13 protein-coding genes are annotated in these 14,747 nt (G+C 63.9%); 7 read left to right on the forward strand and 6 right to left on the reverse strand.

Translation table 11 applies throughout. From position 1 onward, the window contains the following. Nucleotides 1–544: 544 nt before the first annotated feature. Both LVJ94_50570 and LVJ94_50575 read right to left on the reverse strand, forming a co-directional pair. Complete coding sequence (locus tag LVJ94_50570; protein WXB05128.1) at nucleotides 545–2,314, reverse strand: glycoside hydrolase family 18 protein; 1,770 nt, start codon at nucleotides 2,312–2,314, stop codon at nucleotides 545–547. A gap of 13 nt (nucleotides 2,315–2,327) precedes the next feature. Continuing rightward, nucleotides 2,328–3,920 (reverse strand): cellulose binding domain-containing protein, encoded by a 1,593-nt coding sequence (locus LVJ94_50575; GenBank protein ID WXB05129.1) that lies wholly within the window; start codon nucleotides 3,918–3,920, stop codon nucleotides 2,328–2,330. Between the two features lie 641 nt (nucleotides 3,921–4,561). On the opposite strand from LVJ94_50575, the gene LVJ94_50580 reads away from it, so the two are divergent. Both LVJ94_50580 and LVJ94_50585 read left to right on the forward strand, forming a co-directional pair. Then, nucleotides 4,562–5,842: a cytochrome P450 gene (locus LVJ94_50580; GenBank protein ID WXB05130.1), complete on the forward strand. Its 1,281-nt coding sequence runs from the start codon at nucleotides 4,562–4,564 to the stop codon at nucleotides 5,840–5,842. A gap of 37 nt (nucleotides 5,843–5,879) precedes the next feature. Next, the gene (locus LVJ94_50585) at nucleotides 5,880–6,914 is read left to right on the forward strand and encodes a hypothetical protein (protein WXB05131.1); all 1,035 of its coding nucleotides are present in this window, start codon (nucleotides 5,880–5,882) and stop codon (nucleotides 6,912–6,914) included. A 573-nt stretch (nucleotides 6,915–7,487) separates the two neighbouring features. Here the strand turns inward: LVJ94_50585 and LVJ94_50590 are convergent. After that, entirely contained in the window at nucleotides 7,488–8,093 is a 606-nt protein-coding gene (locus tag LVJ94_50590) for a chorismate mutase (protein WXB05132.1), read from the reverse strand. Between the two features lie 212 nt (nucleotides 8,094–8,305). On the opposite strand from LVJ94_50590, the gene LVJ94_50595 reads away from it, so the two are divergent. Beyond that, nucleotides 8,306–8,827: an exonuclease gene (locus LVJ94_50595; protein WXB05133.1), complete on the forward strand. Its 522-nt coding sequence runs from the start codon at nucleotides 8,306–8,308 to the stop codon at nucleotides 8,825–8,827. Here the strand turns inward: LVJ94_50595 and LVJ94_50600 are convergent. The 3 genes from LVJ94_50600 to LVJ94_50610 form a co-directional block, all read right to left on the reverse strand. Next, nucleotides 8,811–10,184, reverse strand: coding sequence for an amidohydrolase family protein (locus LVJ94_50600; protein WXB05134.1), 1,374 nt, complete (start codon nucleotides 10,182–10,184; stop codon nucleotides 8,811–8,813). The two genes, LVJ94_50595 and LVJ94_50600, sit on opposite strands and share 17 nt — an antisense overlap. A gap of 9 nt (nucleotides 10,185–10,193) precedes the next feature. Next, complete coding sequence (locus tag LVJ94_50605) at nucleotides 10,194–10,580, reverse strand: hypothetical protein (GenBank protein WXB05135.1); 387 nt, start codon at nucleotides 10,578–10,580, stop codon at nucleotides 10,194–10,196. A 183-nt stretch (nucleotides 10,581–10,763) separates the two neighbouring features. Continuing rightward, nucleotides 10,764–11,288 (reverse strand): GNAT family N-acetyltransferase, encoded by a 525-nt coding sequence (locus LVJ94_50610; protein ID WXB05136.1) that lies wholly within the window; start codon nucleotides 11,286–11,288, stop codon nucleotides 10,764–10,766. Between the two features lie 41 nt (nucleotides 11,289–11,329). On the opposite strand from LVJ94_50610, the gene LVJ94_50615 reads away from it, so the two are divergent. The 4 genes from LVJ94_50615 to LVJ94_50630 all read left to right on the forward strand — a co-directional run bounded on the left by LVJ94_50615 (nucleotide 11,330) and on the right by LVJ94_50630 (nucleotide 14,637). Then, a complete protein-coding gene (locus LVJ94_50615) occupies nucleotides 11,330–11,956 on the forward strand; it encodes a TetR/AcrR family transcriptional regulator (GenBank protein WXB05137.1) in 627 nt (208 codons plus the stop codon). A gap of 2 nt (nucleotides 11,957–11,958) precedes the next feature. Then, nucleotides 11,959–12,441, forward strand: a complete 483-nt coding sequence (locus tag LVJ94_50620) for a VOC family protein (GenBank protein WXB05138.1) — start codon at nucleotides 11,959–11,961, stop codon at nucleotides 12,439–12,441. Nucleotides 12,442–12,645: 204 nt separating this feature from the next. Beyond that, on the forward strand, nucleotides 12,646–13,899 hold the full coding sequence (locus tag LVJ94_50625; GenBank protein ID WXB05139.1) for a hypothetical protein: 1,254 nt from the start codon (nucleotides 12,646–12,648) through the stop codon (nucleotides 13,897–13,899). Nucleotides 13,900–13,914: 15 nt separating this feature from the next. Beyond that, nucleotides 13,915–14,637: a hypothetical protein gene (locus LVJ94_50630; protein ID WXB05140.1), complete on the forward strand. Its 723-nt coding sequence runs from the start codon at nucleotides 13,915–13,917 to the stop codon at nucleotides 14,635–14,637. The last annotated feature ends 110 nt before the right edge of the window (nucleotides 14,638–14,747 follow it).

Below are 14,747 nucleotides of genomic sequence, written 5' to 3' on the forward strand. Positions count from 1 at the left end.
ATGCGTCCGTACACGGCGCGGCGCTCGGATCGACAACGATCAACGCGCACTTTTTCGGACCACCACGCGACCACCACGAGCACGAACGCAACGGCGACGGGTAATACGTCGTCCCCTCCGATCCAGCGAGTGGCTCCGTCCACGAGCTCGTGCATCATCACGTCGAATTCAATTCCCTATTGGCCTGGATGGCAATCACGAACGTACCTCCAAATGGGGTCACGCGCAAAAAAATGCGGGTAACGTGCACGGAAAGGTGTCCACCTCTGGAGAGCGGTCGGTCGCCGCCCCCCGTCATGCGGGCCACCCATCCATGAACATCAAGACGCACTCGCGTGGTCCATGTTGCGCGGGTTCGCGTTTTTTTGCCGGCTTGGCCTGTTCCGCCGAGGCCTCGCGACCGCGGCGGAACGCGTCATTCGTGTCGGGGTCGCTCCGAACCTGAACTCGCATTCGCGAGAAAGGTCCTACCTTCCCCTCCTCCGGCGATTGGACTGCACGCCGGGGGAGGTTGCTTAGGCAGCGATTTTCGGGACACGCCGTGTCAGGGCAGGGCGTTGAGGAACGGCTCGTGGCTGTTCTGGAACTCCCAATTGTAATAGCGGTCCCAATTGATCGACCAGGTCATGAGCCCGCGGAAGCTCGACGAGGTGCCGCCGCGCAGACTGTAGCCGCCGCAGCTCTGGCCCTTGACCAGGCAGTTCACCGCCTCCTGCACTTGGGCCGGCGGCGTGTAGCCGTTGCCGGCGCTGGTGGCCGCGGGCAGGCCGAAGGCGATCTGATCTTGCCGCAACCCGGGGAAGGTGTAGCCGGTGCTGGCCACGGAGAAGCCGGCCTTGATCATGTCGGTCATGGCAATGTGGAAATCCGCATTGCCGATGTTGTGGTACTGATTGTCGAGCCCCATCACCGGCCCCGAGTTGTAGTCCTGCACGTGCAGCACGGTGAGGTCGTTGCGCATGGCGTGGATCACGGGCAAGTACGAGCCGGTGCGGTTGTCCCCGCCGCCGGCGCCGCCGTAAAACTGGTAGCCGACCTGCACGAAGAACGTCTCCGGCGCCATGGTGAGCACGAAGGAGGCACCGTAGCGCGCCTTGAGGCTGCGCAGCGCCGCGATCAGGTTGACGATGACCGGCGTGGTGGGATTGCGAAAGTCGGTATCGCCCGCGTTGAGGTACAGCGAATGGCCTTCGAAATCGATGTCCAAGCCGTCGAGACCGTAGCGATCGATGATCGCCGACACGGAGCTGACGAAGGCGTCGCGCGCGGCGGTGCTGGTGAGCTGCACCTGCCCATTCTGGCCGCCGATGGAGATGAGCACCTTCTTGCCCTGCTGCTGCTTGGCCCGAATGGCCGCGATGAACTCGGAGTCGCTTTCCACGTTGGGGCATTCGGACGCGGGGCAGCGCGTGAACCGAATGTCGCCGGAGGTCACCGAGGTGGGCTCGCCGAAGGAGAGGTTGATGATGTCCCAGGCCGCCGGGATATCGGCCATGCGGATGTACCCCGAGCCATTGGCGAAGCTGGCGTGGAGATATCCAATCAGCGCATGCTTGGGCAACCCCGAATTGGTGCAACCGCTGGTGCTGCCGGAGGCCTCGGCGGTTTTCGCGGATTCGCCGGCATCGTTGTACGCGGCGACGGAATAGCTATGGCTGGAGCATGCCGCGAGGCCGGAAATCGTCGTCGAGGTGCCCGTGACCGTGGCGCGCACGGTGGATCCTTCGTACACGCGGTAGCCGGTGACGGTGCCCGAGGCGGCGCCCCACGACAAGGCGATGGACGAGTTGGTGACGGTGCCGACGCTGGGCGTTCCCGGTGCGCCCGGTGCGCCGGGGTTGCCTCCGCCCGGCCCATCGAGGCTCACGTCGTCGGCGTAATAGGTGCCTTGCCCGTACCAGCCGTGCACGAAGATCTGTGCCGTCGTCTGACTTGCGCCCGTGGTGAAGGAAACGGTGAGCTGCGTGTAGGCCGCCGCGGAGGGGGTCCACGTGTTGGAGCCTCCGGTGACGCCGAGGTAGACGTAGTTGCCCCGCACCCACGCCGAAAGGCTGTACGCGGTGTTTGGCACAACGGATACGGTTTGCGTGCACTGCGCGAAGTCCGACGAGCTGGCCGCGCCGGCCAGGGCATAGCTCCCCGAGCGCACGGGGCTCGACACGGCGGAGGCGCTCGAGCAGGACCAACCCGACAGCGAGCCGGCCTCGAAACCGGGGTTCGCGAGCAAGTTGGCAGCACGAGCGGGGAAGGCAATGGACAGATGGAAGAGCACCGCGAGAACGGCAACCGCGGCGAGCGGGAAGAAGCGTTTCATGGTGTGTTACTCCTCAGGGGAGGGTGTCGAGGTGAGGCCGCACGGTGCGGGCGAAGTTGTTGCCGTTGCTGACATCCCAGTTGATCGACCAGGTCATCGCACCGCGGATTTCGGCATAGGTGTGCGGCGGGTGGAAGCTGCCGCAGTTGGTGCCGCGCGCCAGGCAGTCCAGCGCATTGTTCACCACCGAGGGCGCGACGACGCCGCCGTTGGCCGCACCGGTCCCCGCCGGGAGGCCGAGGGCGACCTGGTCGGGGCGCAATCCGTTTTCCAATTGGATGCAGGCGAGGGCGGTGATGAAATTGACGGTGCCCTGGCTGTAGGCTTGCGCCTGATCGCACCCGAGCATGGATCCCGAATTGTAATATTGGGTATGCACCACCGTGAGAATGTCTTTGATGTTCAGCGCGAGCTGGAAATACGACGCGCCGGTGGATTGCATGTCGATGGTCTGCGGCGCCATGGTGATGATGAGGCTCGAGCCGACCTGCGATCGCAGCGCGTGCAGAGCCTGCCCCATGTACGTGGGGTTGAGCCCATTCTCCAGATCGATGTCGACGCCGTCGAATCCGTATTCCGTGAGGATCGAGCGCACGCTGTTGGTGAAGTTCGTCGCCGAGGCGTTGTCGCTCACCGAGACCCGCCCGGCCTCGCCACCCACGGAGAGAATGATCTTCTTGCCGCGTGACTTGAGGGTCTGCACGTCGGCCTTGAAGTCGGCATTGCTGTAGCCGCCCAGCGCGCTGGATAGCCCCGAATCGACGCCGAAGGTCACCGCGCCGGCGGTGGCCGTCGCTTCGGCGAAGGCGATGGCAATCACGTCGTATTCCGCGGGCACGTCGCGCAGCCGGAGCTCCACGGCGGGATTGACGAAGTTGTGCCAATAGCCGGTGAGGAAGTGCTTCGGCAGCGGCCCTTGCGTGCAGCCGCTGGTGGTGCCGGTGACGGCGGCGCTTTTCACGGATTCGCCGGCATCGTTGTAGGCGGCCACGGTGTACGTGCGCGTGGCGCAGGCCGAGAGACCCGAGAGGGTCGTGGAGGTTCCGGAGACCGTGGCGCGCACGGTGGTTCCCTCGTAAACGCGGTAGGCGGTGACGGTGCCCGAGGAGGCGCCCCACGCCAAGGAGATGGACGAACTCGTGACACCCGTGACGCTGGGCGTGCCGGGGACGCCCGGCGCCCCGGGCGGATTGGTGGGCCCGCCGTCCTCGCACGCGCCGCCGTTGATCTTGCACCCGGTAGGCGCGGAATACGCCCCGGAGTACGCGACATTGAATCCAAAGCTGGCCGACCCGCCCGGGCCCACGTTTCCATTCCACGTGCTCTTCACCGTCACGTGCTGGCCGCTGGCGGTGTACGATCCATCCCACAGCGAACCGACTCGGTGGCCCGCGGGAAGATCGAACTCCACGGTCCACGACGTGATGGCCGTCGTTCCCGAATTGGCAATCGTATATTTGCCTTCGTACCCCGACCCCCAATCCGAAGCTTTGGTGAACGTCGCCGTCACCCCATTGGCCAACACCTCCGCCGTCGCATCATGGCCAACGGCGACCATGGCAAAGGCCACGAGGAACGTGAAAAGATAAAATCGAATGGTGAACATGGGTCGATTACCCCCTTTCGGCTCATGATTCGCGTGCTTTACGCGCAAGGGTGAGCGAGCCTACGCAAGGTTCGTTCCTCTCGCTAACGTGCCTTCTTTTTGCGTGTGATCGCCGCGATCATGCCGTACCGGATCGGGTCCGCCGTGATCGGGTCGATCACGGTGGGATCTTCGAGAGGCGGGTCGAAATCCCTTGACGAAACTTCCGTACGTGACCCGCCGGCTCGGCGCCGATCGCTGGCGGATTCTCATGCACCTCGACACATGTCGAGTCGATCGCCGACGGTACCAGCGATCGGCTTGCCCGCAGCTAACGTGGGCGTCATGAAATTTACGTATTCGATAGTTTGGATTTGAATCGAACGAAGTCGATTTGCTGCCGCGAATGATCAATCGACATCATGTTGGCGCATTACCTGACAATGGTTGGCGGGATTCGTCCTGGTGAAGGTTAATTCTTGACCAGTAGGCGGTAGGCGCTAATAACCATCGAGTTACGTCGCCCATCGGGAGGAACAATGAATTCGAGTGCGGGGCAAGATACACTCCGGCACACACGGCCTACGTCCAAACGACCCGCGAAATTACCTACCGTCAACCCCTGGGATCCGCGAAATCACATTGGCTTTCGCCGGGACCCCGTGACGTTTTTGACGAAATCGGCGGCGCGCTACGGCGATATCTTCAAGTTCCACATCCTGGGATTTCCCATGGTCATGGTCAACCATCCGGATCATGTCGAACACGTGCTCGTGCGCCGTGCGGAGAATTATACCAAACAGGGTGTCGTCATATTCGATCTGGCCGAGACCGTGCTCGGTAATGGACTCATTCGTACTCCCGGCGGTCCGGATCATGCGCGTCAGCGCAAATTGATGCAACCGACGTTTCGCCCGAACGTCGTCGGCTTCTTCACGCAGAACATGATCCAAGAGGCCATTCATTTGACGGAGATGTGGCGGCCGAGCGCTGGCAAGGGCACGCCGGTCAATGTCACGGACGACGCCGGACAGATCGCCCTACGCATCGTGACGCGCTCGCTGTTCAGCGCGGACGTGAGCGAGACGGCCCGCGATTTCGAGCTCGCTTTCGCCGACGCCAACGAGGTTTTGGGATCGCTGTTTCGTAACCCGTTTCCGCCTCTCAGTTTCCCGAGCCGGCGTCGCACCATGATGCGCAGCGCAACGAAGCGCATGAAGACTTTCGTGGAAAATTTCGTAGACCGACGGATCGCGACGAACGATGTTCGGGACGACCTGTTGGGCATGCTCATGCGCGCCACGTACGAAGACGACGGCGGTCACATGCCCATCAAGCAACTCTACGACGAAGTGCTCAATTTGGTCATTGCGGCCTTCGAAACGACCACCAGCGGCATCTCCTGGGCGCTGTATCTCATTGCCAAGCATGCGGAGGTAGGGCGGCGGTTCGTTAACGAGATCGACACGCAACTCCAGGGGCGAATCCCCACGTATCAGGACCTGAACAATCTTACGTACACCCGGCAGATCGTCGACGAAACGCTTCGTCTGTATTCTCCGGCGTACCAAACGATGCGGGCGGCCATCGAGGACGACGACATCGGCGGGTACCACGTTCCTGCGGGAACCAACATTTACCTCAATAGCTACGTAACCCACCGCCATCCGAATTTTTGGCAAGATCCGGAAAAGTTCGACCCCGAGCGCTTTACCCCCGAGGCGATCGCCGAGCGTCCCAAGCACGCGTACTTTCCTTTCGGAAGCGGCCCCCGTATTTGCATCGGCAAGTACTTCGCACTGGCCGAATTGCAATTGATTCTCGCCATCGTGGCCCAGCGTTATCGACTGGAAATACCACCGGATCAAGGTCCGACGGTGGCCGACCAACTCATTACGTTGCACCCAAGGGGCGGGGTGCGCCTTCTCGTGCACGAACGCTGATTTCTTCTTTTTATTTGCAAAGGGAATTCATCTCATCATGGATGACGGTTCCGATCGTGTCTTCGAGACTATTCTGCCCAAGACTAGCCCGTACATCGAAAGCGCGCGCGCCCACTTGGACGCGTGGGTGAGCGACCTTCGTCTGGTGCGGAAGAAAGCCTCCGAACAACGTTTCGTTCGCGCCGACTTCGCGGGGTTTGCTTCGATTACGTATCCCGACGCCGGCGAGGCGGGGGTTCACCTGATCGCCGATTGGTTTGCGTGGCTGTTCTTGGTCGATGACGAATTGGACGACGGCATTTTTGGCCGCGACCTCGACCACGTCAAACGGGTCATGGGCGCGATCCTGACGACCCTTCAGGCCACGGATGATCCGCGGGCACGGGCGACACGCGGCGGAACGTCGGCCGATGCGGAACCTGCGGCGATCACCGCGCTGTCGGATCTGTGGCGGCGAACCATCGCCCCATCGAGTGCGAGCGCGGCGTGGCGGCGGCGCTTCATCCGGCATGTGACGGAGTGTTTCGCCGCGGCCTCGTGGGAGGCGGAAAACCGCGTTCGAAAGACCATTCCGACGGAGCAGGAGTACATCGACAAGCGACGTCACACCGGTGCCATTTACGTGTGTATGGACTTGATTGAAATCGTCGAGAACGTCGAACTTCCCGGCGAGGTGTTCGATAGTACGGTATTTCAAAAGGCGCTCGACGCCGCATGCAACGTCGTATGTTGGACCAACGACGTGTACTCCCTGGAGAAGGAGCGTGGCCTTGGCGAATACCATAACCTCGCGTACCTGGTCGAACATGCGCGCGGCCTCGGCACGCGGCGGGCCGTGGCCGAGGTGTGGAAACTGATTGAGGCGGAGGTCCAATCGTATTTTGCCGGCGAGGGAGCGCTGTTTTCCGCGTTTCCCCAACATGCGGCCGTGCTCTCGCGCTACGCGGCCGGGATGCGCTCGTGGATGCGCGGGAACTACGATTGGTCCAAAAGGACGTACCGGTACCGCGATGCCAACGATGCCAAAGTCGCATATCTGGAGCCGGCGTTGACCGGCCGTCAAGCTCTATGAATACCGCGCGTTCGGCATCGGGATCACCGATGCCGTGGGCTGCAGGGGGCTCGATGACGGACGCACCAACTCAAGACCGCTCTTCACGCTACGGTTGCCGCCGGCAGTCCTACGAGCATGGGCCGTGAGACCCGATCGACGTGGGCGCGGGTCAGGATTTCACCCAACACCGTTGCTGCATGGCGCCGATGCGCGATCCAAGCGGCGTTTCCTCTGATGACCGCGATCCGCGAGAAACGTCTCGCGCGTGAACGAGATGTCCATGGGACCCAAGCCCATCAGATGCCGAAGCATCTTCGACGACCCGGCTCCCAATGCGGGCCTCGGCCCACCTGCGAGAACGCTTTGCACCAGCTCGAAGGCGCGGGCCTCCTGCCGAAGAATGCGCGGATTTTCCTGGCGGCCTACCATGCTGGATGGACATACGCCGATTGTCGTGACGTCGCGAATCGGATTCCATTAGTGCAACGCCAGCGTCCCCACCACGAGCACGAAGGGAAGGACGGCGGCGGCGATGACGCGGACGCGGAGGTTCATGATGCCTGTGATTTCGCGTGAACCGGCCGCGAAATTTCAGGGTGCGCCGTTGCACGCGTGCTGGAGTGCGCGCTCGAGGCCTTGCCGGTGCAGCTCGTCCAAGCTGGTCGCGGTCTGGGCGCGGGCGCGCTCCACCGAAGCGGCGCACTGCGGGCTCGTGAGGACCGGCTGGGCGTCGCGGATGGCCGTCAAAAGATCGCCACCGATGCGATCCAGCGCGGGGCGGACCTCCTTGGCGAGATCCGGGCGTGTCGTGGGGGCGGTCGCCGGTGCGGCTGCCCATTGCTGATGAAGCCCGCGCTGGACCAGCTTGTTGGCTTCGATCTGATCGCGAAAGATGCGCTGCACGGCTTCGCTGTCGACACCCATTTCCGATGCGCGTTTGGCCATGTCGTCGAGCACTTGCTTCTCGCGCGGCGGGTCGTCGATGGGCTTGTCCGTGCCCCACTTCGAAGCCGCAACCCGATCCGCGACGCCCAAGCGTTCGCTCGCCAGCGAGGCAAGTGACGCGACCGCCTTGTCCGCAGGGGACGGCGCCGCAGGCTCCGTGGCCGGTTTCTGCTGCGCGCTTACGCCCCCGCCGGCGCAGGCGGCAAGAGAGAGCATCATCGACGCGACCCGAAGCGACCTCACGATTTGCATGGCAGCGTCTTTCTCTAGCAGACCCGTAACGTGCTCACGCCGGCGAACGTCCTCCCCATCACAGTGTTAATGCGGCGTGCGCCCCTGGCCGCTTCCGCCGCCTCCGCGGCCTACTCGGGCGTCATTCGCCGGTTGAAATTGATCCGAAGGCGTTGGACGCTGGGAGCTTCCCGGGGCACGGGTGGGATGCCGCCGGGAGAGGGGATGCTCGTATGAGTTACGTGATGGTCGATGTCGAAGCCGATGGCCCCATTCCGGGCGATTACTCGATGATCTGCTTCGGCGCCGTGATCGTCGAGCCGGGGCTCTCGCGGACTTTCTACGGCCGGCTACGGCCCATTTCCGACCAATGGGTGTCCGAGGCATTGCACATCAGCGGCTTCTCGCGCGAGGAGACGCTCGCGTTCGACGAACCGAAGCAGGTGATGACCGAGTTCGACCAATGGCTGAAGGAGAACGCCCGCAATCGGCGATTGTTCATCTCCGACAACAATGGTTTCGACTGGCAATTCATCAATTGGTACTTCCACCACTTTCTCGGGCGGAATCCCTTTGGATACAGCTCGCTGAACCTTGGCTCGCTCTACAAAGGCGTCGTCAAAGACACGTTCCAGACGTTCAAACACTTGCGCAGGACGCGCCATACGCACAATCCCATCGACGATGCGCTCGGCAATGCCGAGGCTCTGTTGGAGATGAAGGAGCGCATGGGGCTCGTTATTTCCTTCGAGTGAGCGGCTCCAGCAGCGCGGTCAGCGCGGCGCGGTCGAACCATCGGCCATTTTGAACCACCGCACCGATGCGGCGGGTGTTGCGGATGTTCGCCAGCGGATCGGCGTCGAGGAGCACCACGTCAGCGCTCTTGCCCACCTCGATCGAGCCCGTCGTGGCGTCGGCGCCCAAGGCGCGTGCGGCCTCCAGGGTCGCGCTGCGGAGGGCCACGAGGGGCGGTATTCCGGCTTCGACGAAAAGCTGCATCTCGTCATGCAGCCCGAAGCCTGGCACCACGTACGGATCGCCGATGTCCGTCCCCACGAGCAAGTGCACCCCGGCCCGGTGTGCGTTCGCGGCGAGTGGTCCGAACTGCGCGAGCACCTCGCGCTCGATGGGCTGCGGTGCGGTCTCCTCGCCATCGCCGAGCCAGCGCTTCTCCAAGGCCGCCGATACGTAACGGTAGCCCTCGAGCGAGGGTGCCTCTTTGAGCAGCATCGTCTTTCCGCGCCATGACACCAACGTGGGCGTGAGCCATGCGCCGGCGCGCGCCAGCTCGGGCATGACGTCGTCGTTCGAGCTCGCGCAAACCCACTTCAGCAGGGGTACCAGCTTCGGGTCGGCACGGAGCTGCGCGCGCACCGTGTCCGAACAGGGCACCATGCTGCTCCCGTGCTCGATGGTGCGTTGGCCCGACTTTGCCGCCCACGCGGCGGGGTAGTCTTCGTCCACGTGGCCCGCGAAGGAGAGTCCCTTCTTGCGGCTCTCGTCGGCGAGCGCATCGTAGACGGGGCGCGATAGGCCGGCGTGCACTTTGATGAAGTCGACGCCATACGCCGCGAGATCGTCCACCGCGCGCCGGGCGCCGTCGGGCGTGGTGACGAGCCAATTGTCGCCCCACAGTTCGCCCTTGCCGTCGATCTTCGGGCCCGGCGCGAAGACGCGCGGTGCGGGCTGTCCCGTGCTCCACGCTTGCTTCCAGAGCACGATGTCGCCGAACGTGCTGCCCATGTCGCGCACGCTGGTGACGCCGTTGGCCACGAAAAGCGGCATCGAGTCCATGCCCATTTGCGTCAGGTGCACGTGGGCGTCCCAAAAGCCCGGGACCGCAAAGTGCCCCGTCTCATCGTGCACCTGCGCATGCTCGGGCACCGGTGTGCTCGCCGACGGCCCCACGGCGGTGATGCGATGGCCGACCATCACGATGGTGACATCGGGCCGCGGCCCGCTCGCGGGATCGATCAGCGTCACGTGCGTGATCGCGATCGCATGCTCGGTGCTCGCGGCGCGTGCGCGAGAAGCTTCTGCGCCGGCGGACGAGCACCCCATCGAACCCAGCGCGCCCGCGAGAAGGAAGCACGGGATGGCGTGGCGCAGCATCGGCGGCAATCAGCTCTCGCTTTTCTGAAGGTCAATGGTGATATCCGTCGTCTGGCCCGGCGCGATGTACCGGCGAAAGACTCCGTGCGTGCCGTCGTCGCTCACGGACACGAGCTCGCCCGGTTCGGCGTCCACGTACACGAGGCGCGGAGCCTCGCCCGCGTGGCCGCGGAGAAAGATCTTCGTCTCCGACTCGCCTTGCGTGCGCGCCGAATAGAACGCGACCTCGCGATGGTTCTTCGCGGCAATCGGAGCATCGCGATCCAGCGTTCCGGCCGCCGCCGCCGTGATCACGGTGGTCGCGCCCTTGGTCTCACGCTGGCAGCCCATCGCGGTGGCGGCGAGCACGGCGGAGCAGATCACGGCGGGGACGAAGCGGGTGAGGAACGTGTTCATGATGGTGGTCTTTCGCGGAAGGTGACGGGGAAATTTCAAACCGCGTTTCGCGGCATGTGAGCCATCCCCATCGCAACGCCCGTGCCCGCGCCGTTCGAGCGAAATTCGCAGGGTTTTCGCGCGCGGTTCCGCTCTCGGGATCGTCAGGATGGGACGGCCGTCCCAAATTCGGAATGGAGCTCGCTAGCGCGCGTCGTCGGTCACGAGCACGAGGTACTCGACGTTCTTCCCTGCCTGGACGCACGTGTGCTTGCCCACGGCACGAAACCCGAGGCGTGCGGTGAGCCGCAGGCTGCGCTCGTTCCACGACTGGACCGCGGCCCGCCATCGCACGGGGCCGAGCATCGTCCGGCCGTGGTCGAGCGCCGCGGCAAGAAAGGCCTGCCCGAATCCGCGGCCTACGAGATCGGGGCGCATGCCCACCCCAATGTCCACGAGCCCCGCTTCTTCCGCGAGCCCCGGCACGCGCGCCTCGGCGCCGATGCAGGCGAAGCCGGCCAGCCTTCCCTCCGAAGCGTCTACCAGCCCGAAGTATCCATCGTTGCCGTCGAGAAGCCCGTCGTCGGCGTGTGCATCGTAAATGCTCCACGGCCCCGCGTACCGCCATTGGGCAATCTGCTGCGCATCTTCATGGGACAGCGCCCGGGCGTGGAATGGGGGGACCGGCATCGCGTCCATGATGAACCAGGCCGCCTTCCTTGACAGCATACCAACCAGTGGGTATGTAGATACCAACTAGTGGGTATGGAATGAAAAAGGCGGCAAATCAGCACGAATCCAAGAGGAAACTGCTCGATGCTGCGCTGTACGTCATCCGCGCCAAAGGCTACTCGGCCACGCGCATCGAGGACGTGTGCGAGGCCGCGGGGCTCACCAAGGGAAGCTTCTTCCACCACTTCAAGAGCAAGGAAGACCTGGCGCTCGCCGCCGCCGATCATTTTGGCGAGCTGGCGGATGCCGCGTTCGAGGCGGCGCCGTATCAGTGCATCGACGACCCGCTCGATCGACTTCTTGGCTACGTCGATTTTCGCATCGCCATGCTCACGGGCGCGCTACCCGATTTCACGTGCCTCTTCGGCACGATGGTTCAGGAAGCGTACGACACGCATCCGGCCATTCGCATCGCGTGCGACGCGCACCTCGACGCGCACGCTGCAACCATTGCTGCCCACGTATCGGCGGCCAAAGCACGCTACGCGCCCGACGCTCCTTGGAGCGCCGAGAGCCTCGCTTCGTTCGCCATCGCCGTCATTCAAGGCGCCTTCGTTCTGGCCAAAGCCAAACAGGGCCCTGAGATCGCGGCCGATTCGTTGAAGCATTTGCGCCGCTACCTTGAAACCCAATTCGACCGATCCAAACGCAAACAAGAGGTATGACCATGTCCGCGAAGCAAAAGATCGTGACGTTCTTGTGGTTCGATTCCCAGGCCGAAGAGGCGGTCGAGCACTATCTTTCCATCTTCAAGGATTCGAAGATCCTCGATGTGGCCCGATCCAGCGGTGCCGGTCCGCAGGCGAAAGGCTCGGTCATGACCATCACCTTCGAGCTCGAAGGTCAACGTTTCATCGCGCTCAATGGCGGCCCGCAATACAAATTCACCGAGGCGATCTCCCTCTTCGTGAACTGTGACACCCAGGATGAAGTGGACGCCCTATGGGCCAAACTCTCCGCCGGGGGCGAGGAAGGTCCGTGCGGCTGGCTCAAGGACAAATTTGGATTGTCCTGGCAAATCGTTCCCGCGCGTATGTTCGAAATGATTCACGACAAAGACGCTGCCAAAGTAAAACGTGTCATGGAGGCCATGTTCAAAATGAAGAAAATGGATCTCGCCACTCTGCAGCGCGCCTACGACGAAGGCTGAAACGGGCCGTGCAATGACGTGGGAACGCTCGTTTCCCGCGGTGGAACGTATGGCGTTCACTTGGACGGATTGAAGTGATCCACTTGTCGCGCTCCACGGTGTTTCCATAGAACACGTGGTGTGAATGGCATTCCAAATCAAGGTGCCGGCGATGCAAAACAATCGCCGGTGCCAATGGCACATGCATTGCTGCCCATTGGGCGTATGAATGCGAGTGGCCCGCGTCGTGTGAACGGCGAGATCTCAGCCGCGAGCCGCGCACTGGCCGCGCGCGCTCGCTGGCGATTGCTCTTCGATCGACGCGGAGTTTCCGCGGTCGAATATGGGCTTTTGCTCGTCGCCATCCTGCTGCTCGTCGCCGCGGGTTACCGCTTGCTGGGCAAGGGCAATACCGAGGCGGCACGCACGGCGGAGCGGACGCTTCAGGGCGGATCCGAGACATTCAGTGCCGGCGGTGGAATTCACACTACGAGCGCCGGAAATGACAATGCGCCCGGTGGCACGTCGGGCGAACCCGGAAGCAACTCGTCCGACAATGCCACCGCCGACAATGGTACCGGCACCAACGATGGATCGGGCGGGACGGGCGGCGAAGGTGCGGGCGGGGGCGCGGAAAACGGCGGCAGCAGCGGTGACAAGGGCGGGGGAGGCGGCGGCTTCTGGGGCGGCGTTGGAAACTTCTTCAAAGGCGCCATTCAAGGAGACTTTGGAGGGGATCACGGCTGGTCCGGGCTCGCGGGCCAGGTCATCACCGGCTTCATTCCGGTGGTGGGCCAAATCGCCGATGTGCGCGACACGGTGGCGGGCATCAAGGCCGTGGTCCAAGGCAAGCCCGGTGGCTGGGCGCAGCTCGGCGGCGCCGCCATTGCGTGGGTGCCCGGCGTCGGCGATCTGGCCAAGGCCGGGCTCAAAGGAGCGCGTCACGCCGACGAGGCTGCCAAAGCCGCGGAGGAAGTGGCGGAAGGCGCCGGAAAAGGCGCCGACGAGGCCGCGGAAGGCGCTGGCAAAGGCGCAGACGAAGCGGCGGGGGCGGCTGCGCACTCGCGCGCCGATGCTGCGCGGCTCCTGGACGAATCCGAGGGGCGCACCTTCGGAAACGGCACCGGGCACGCCCGGGCCCACGTTCCGCGTGAGGGGCAAGATCCCGCGCAGCTCGCGGAATCGCGGCGCAATGCGAATGGGAATCCCCTCGAGAACAATACCGTTTTTCGCTCGGGCCGTCAGGGCGAGCAAGCGCTGCGCGACATCATGAACTCGCGGGCCGACGACCTCGCGAACCTGCGCCCCGGGGATCCGCCGGTGAGGGGCGAGCACCCCTTCCGCAACACCGTGGAAGGGGTGAACTCGGCGAATGGCCAGCCCGCCACGCGTGTGCAAATCCGCAATGCCACGTACTCCATCGTACGCCTGCCCGATGGCAAGTTGCACCTGATTCACTTTGCGCCGCACAAGGACTAAGGCCAAGAAGAGACCATGAACCTTCGCGCGATTTCACCTGTGCTCGCCGAGCTGTCGATCCCTCCCGGACCGACCGCGTTCGGCGTGCACACGTCGGGAATCGCCCCGGTCCACGACGTCGGCAGCCATGGTGCACCCCATTGGCGTTTCCAGCAGCCGATGTCGCCGGACGACGGATGGACGATGGAGACGCTGCCGGGCGGGCGTCTCCTTTCAGCCGGCACGCTGCCCGAATCCCTCGAGTGGGCCTATCTCCAATGGGCGGAAGGCTCCCGCGCCGAATCCGGCGCCGGCGTGCTCCAAGCGCTCCCGCCCGGCGAATACCTGCTTGCGCGCTCGAACCTCGCACCCCGCCGTGCGCCGCAGGTGCTGCTCGGCAACGAGCGCGTGCCCAGCCCTGCAAACACGCTCGTCCTGCACGACGGGCAGCCCTTCTTCGCGATGCTGATCGGCCCCGACGCGGCCGCGCCGCCCCGCACGACGCACCCGCTGATCGGGCTCGTCGCGCTCAACTATGTGGGCGAATCGCATTGGACGGGCGCCCTCTTCTTCGACACGCTCGCCCCCGAAGAGCCGCCCACTCGTGACGGCGATCTCGTACTCGTCATCCCCCGCACCGGCGAACTCGTCCTCGATGCCATGGCCAGTTTCTCCACGGAGGCCCGCCGCACCCGCGACTTGGCGACGTGGCGCGATACGGGCGCGTACCAATTGGCCAAAGTATTGACGGGGATGTAACCTCAGCGTCCTCCTCGCACGAGGAATTGGATGCGTGCCCCACGGTTCGTGTAGGCCATGAGACGCGCGCCGTCCGACGAGAACGCCCCATCAGGAGGACGAGGGAACCA

It is taken from the genome of Sorangiineae bacterium MSr11367, from assembly GCA_037157805.1.
In the GTDB taxonomy this organism is placed as follows: domain Bacteria; phylum Myxococcota_A; class Polyangia; order Polyangiales; family Polyangiaceae; genus Pendulispora; species Pendulispora rubella.

Coding starts and splice junctions, on each gene's coding strand:
- LVJ94_50595 (WXB05133.1), top strand. CDS start 8,306: ATGAGTTACGTGATGGTCGATGTCGAAGCCGATGGCCCCATTCCGGGC.
- LVJ94_50625 (WXB05139.1), top strand. CDS start 12,646: ATGAATGCGAGTGGCCCGCGTCGTGTGAACGGCGAGATCTCAGCCGCG.
- LVJ94_50570 (WXB05128.1), bottom strand. CDS start 2,314: ATGAAACGCTTCTTCCCGCTCGCCGCGGTTGCCGTTCTCGCGGTGCTC.
- LVJ94_50600 (WXB05134.1), bottom strand. CDS start 10,184: ATGCTGCGCCACGCCATCCCGTGCTTCCTTCTCGCGGGCGCGCTGGGT.
- LVJ94_50575 (WXB05129.1), bottom strand. CDS start 3,920: ATGTTCACCATTCGATTTTATCTTTTCACGTTCCTCGTGGCCTTTGCC.
- LVJ94_50620 (WXB05138.1), top strand. CDS start 11,959: ATGTCCGCGAAGCAAAAGATCGTGACGTTCTTGTGGTTCGATTCCCAG.
- LVJ94_50590 (WXB05132.1), bottom strand. CDS start 8,093: ATGCAAATCGTGAGGTCGCTTCGGGTCGCGTCGATGATGCTCTCTCTT.
- LVJ94_50585 (WXB05131.1), top strand. CDS start 5,880: ATGGATGACGGTTCCGATCGTGTCTTCGAGACTATTCTGCCCAAGACT.
- LVJ94_50610 (WXB05136.1), bottom strand. CDS start 11,288: ATGCTGTCAAGGAAGGCGGCCTGGTTCATCATGGACGCGATGCCGGTC.
- LVJ94_50630 (WXB05140.1), top strand. CDS start 13,915: ATGAACCTTCGCGCGATTTCACCTGTGCTCGCCGAGCTGTCGATCCCT.
- LVJ94_50615 (WXB05137.1), top strand. CDS start 11,330: ATGAAAAAGGCGGCAAATCAGCACGAATCCAAGAGGAAACTGCTCGAT.
- LVJ94_50605 (WXB05135.1), bottom strand. CDS start 10,580: ATGAACACGTTCCTCACCCGCTTCGTCCCCGCCGTGATCTGCTCCGCC.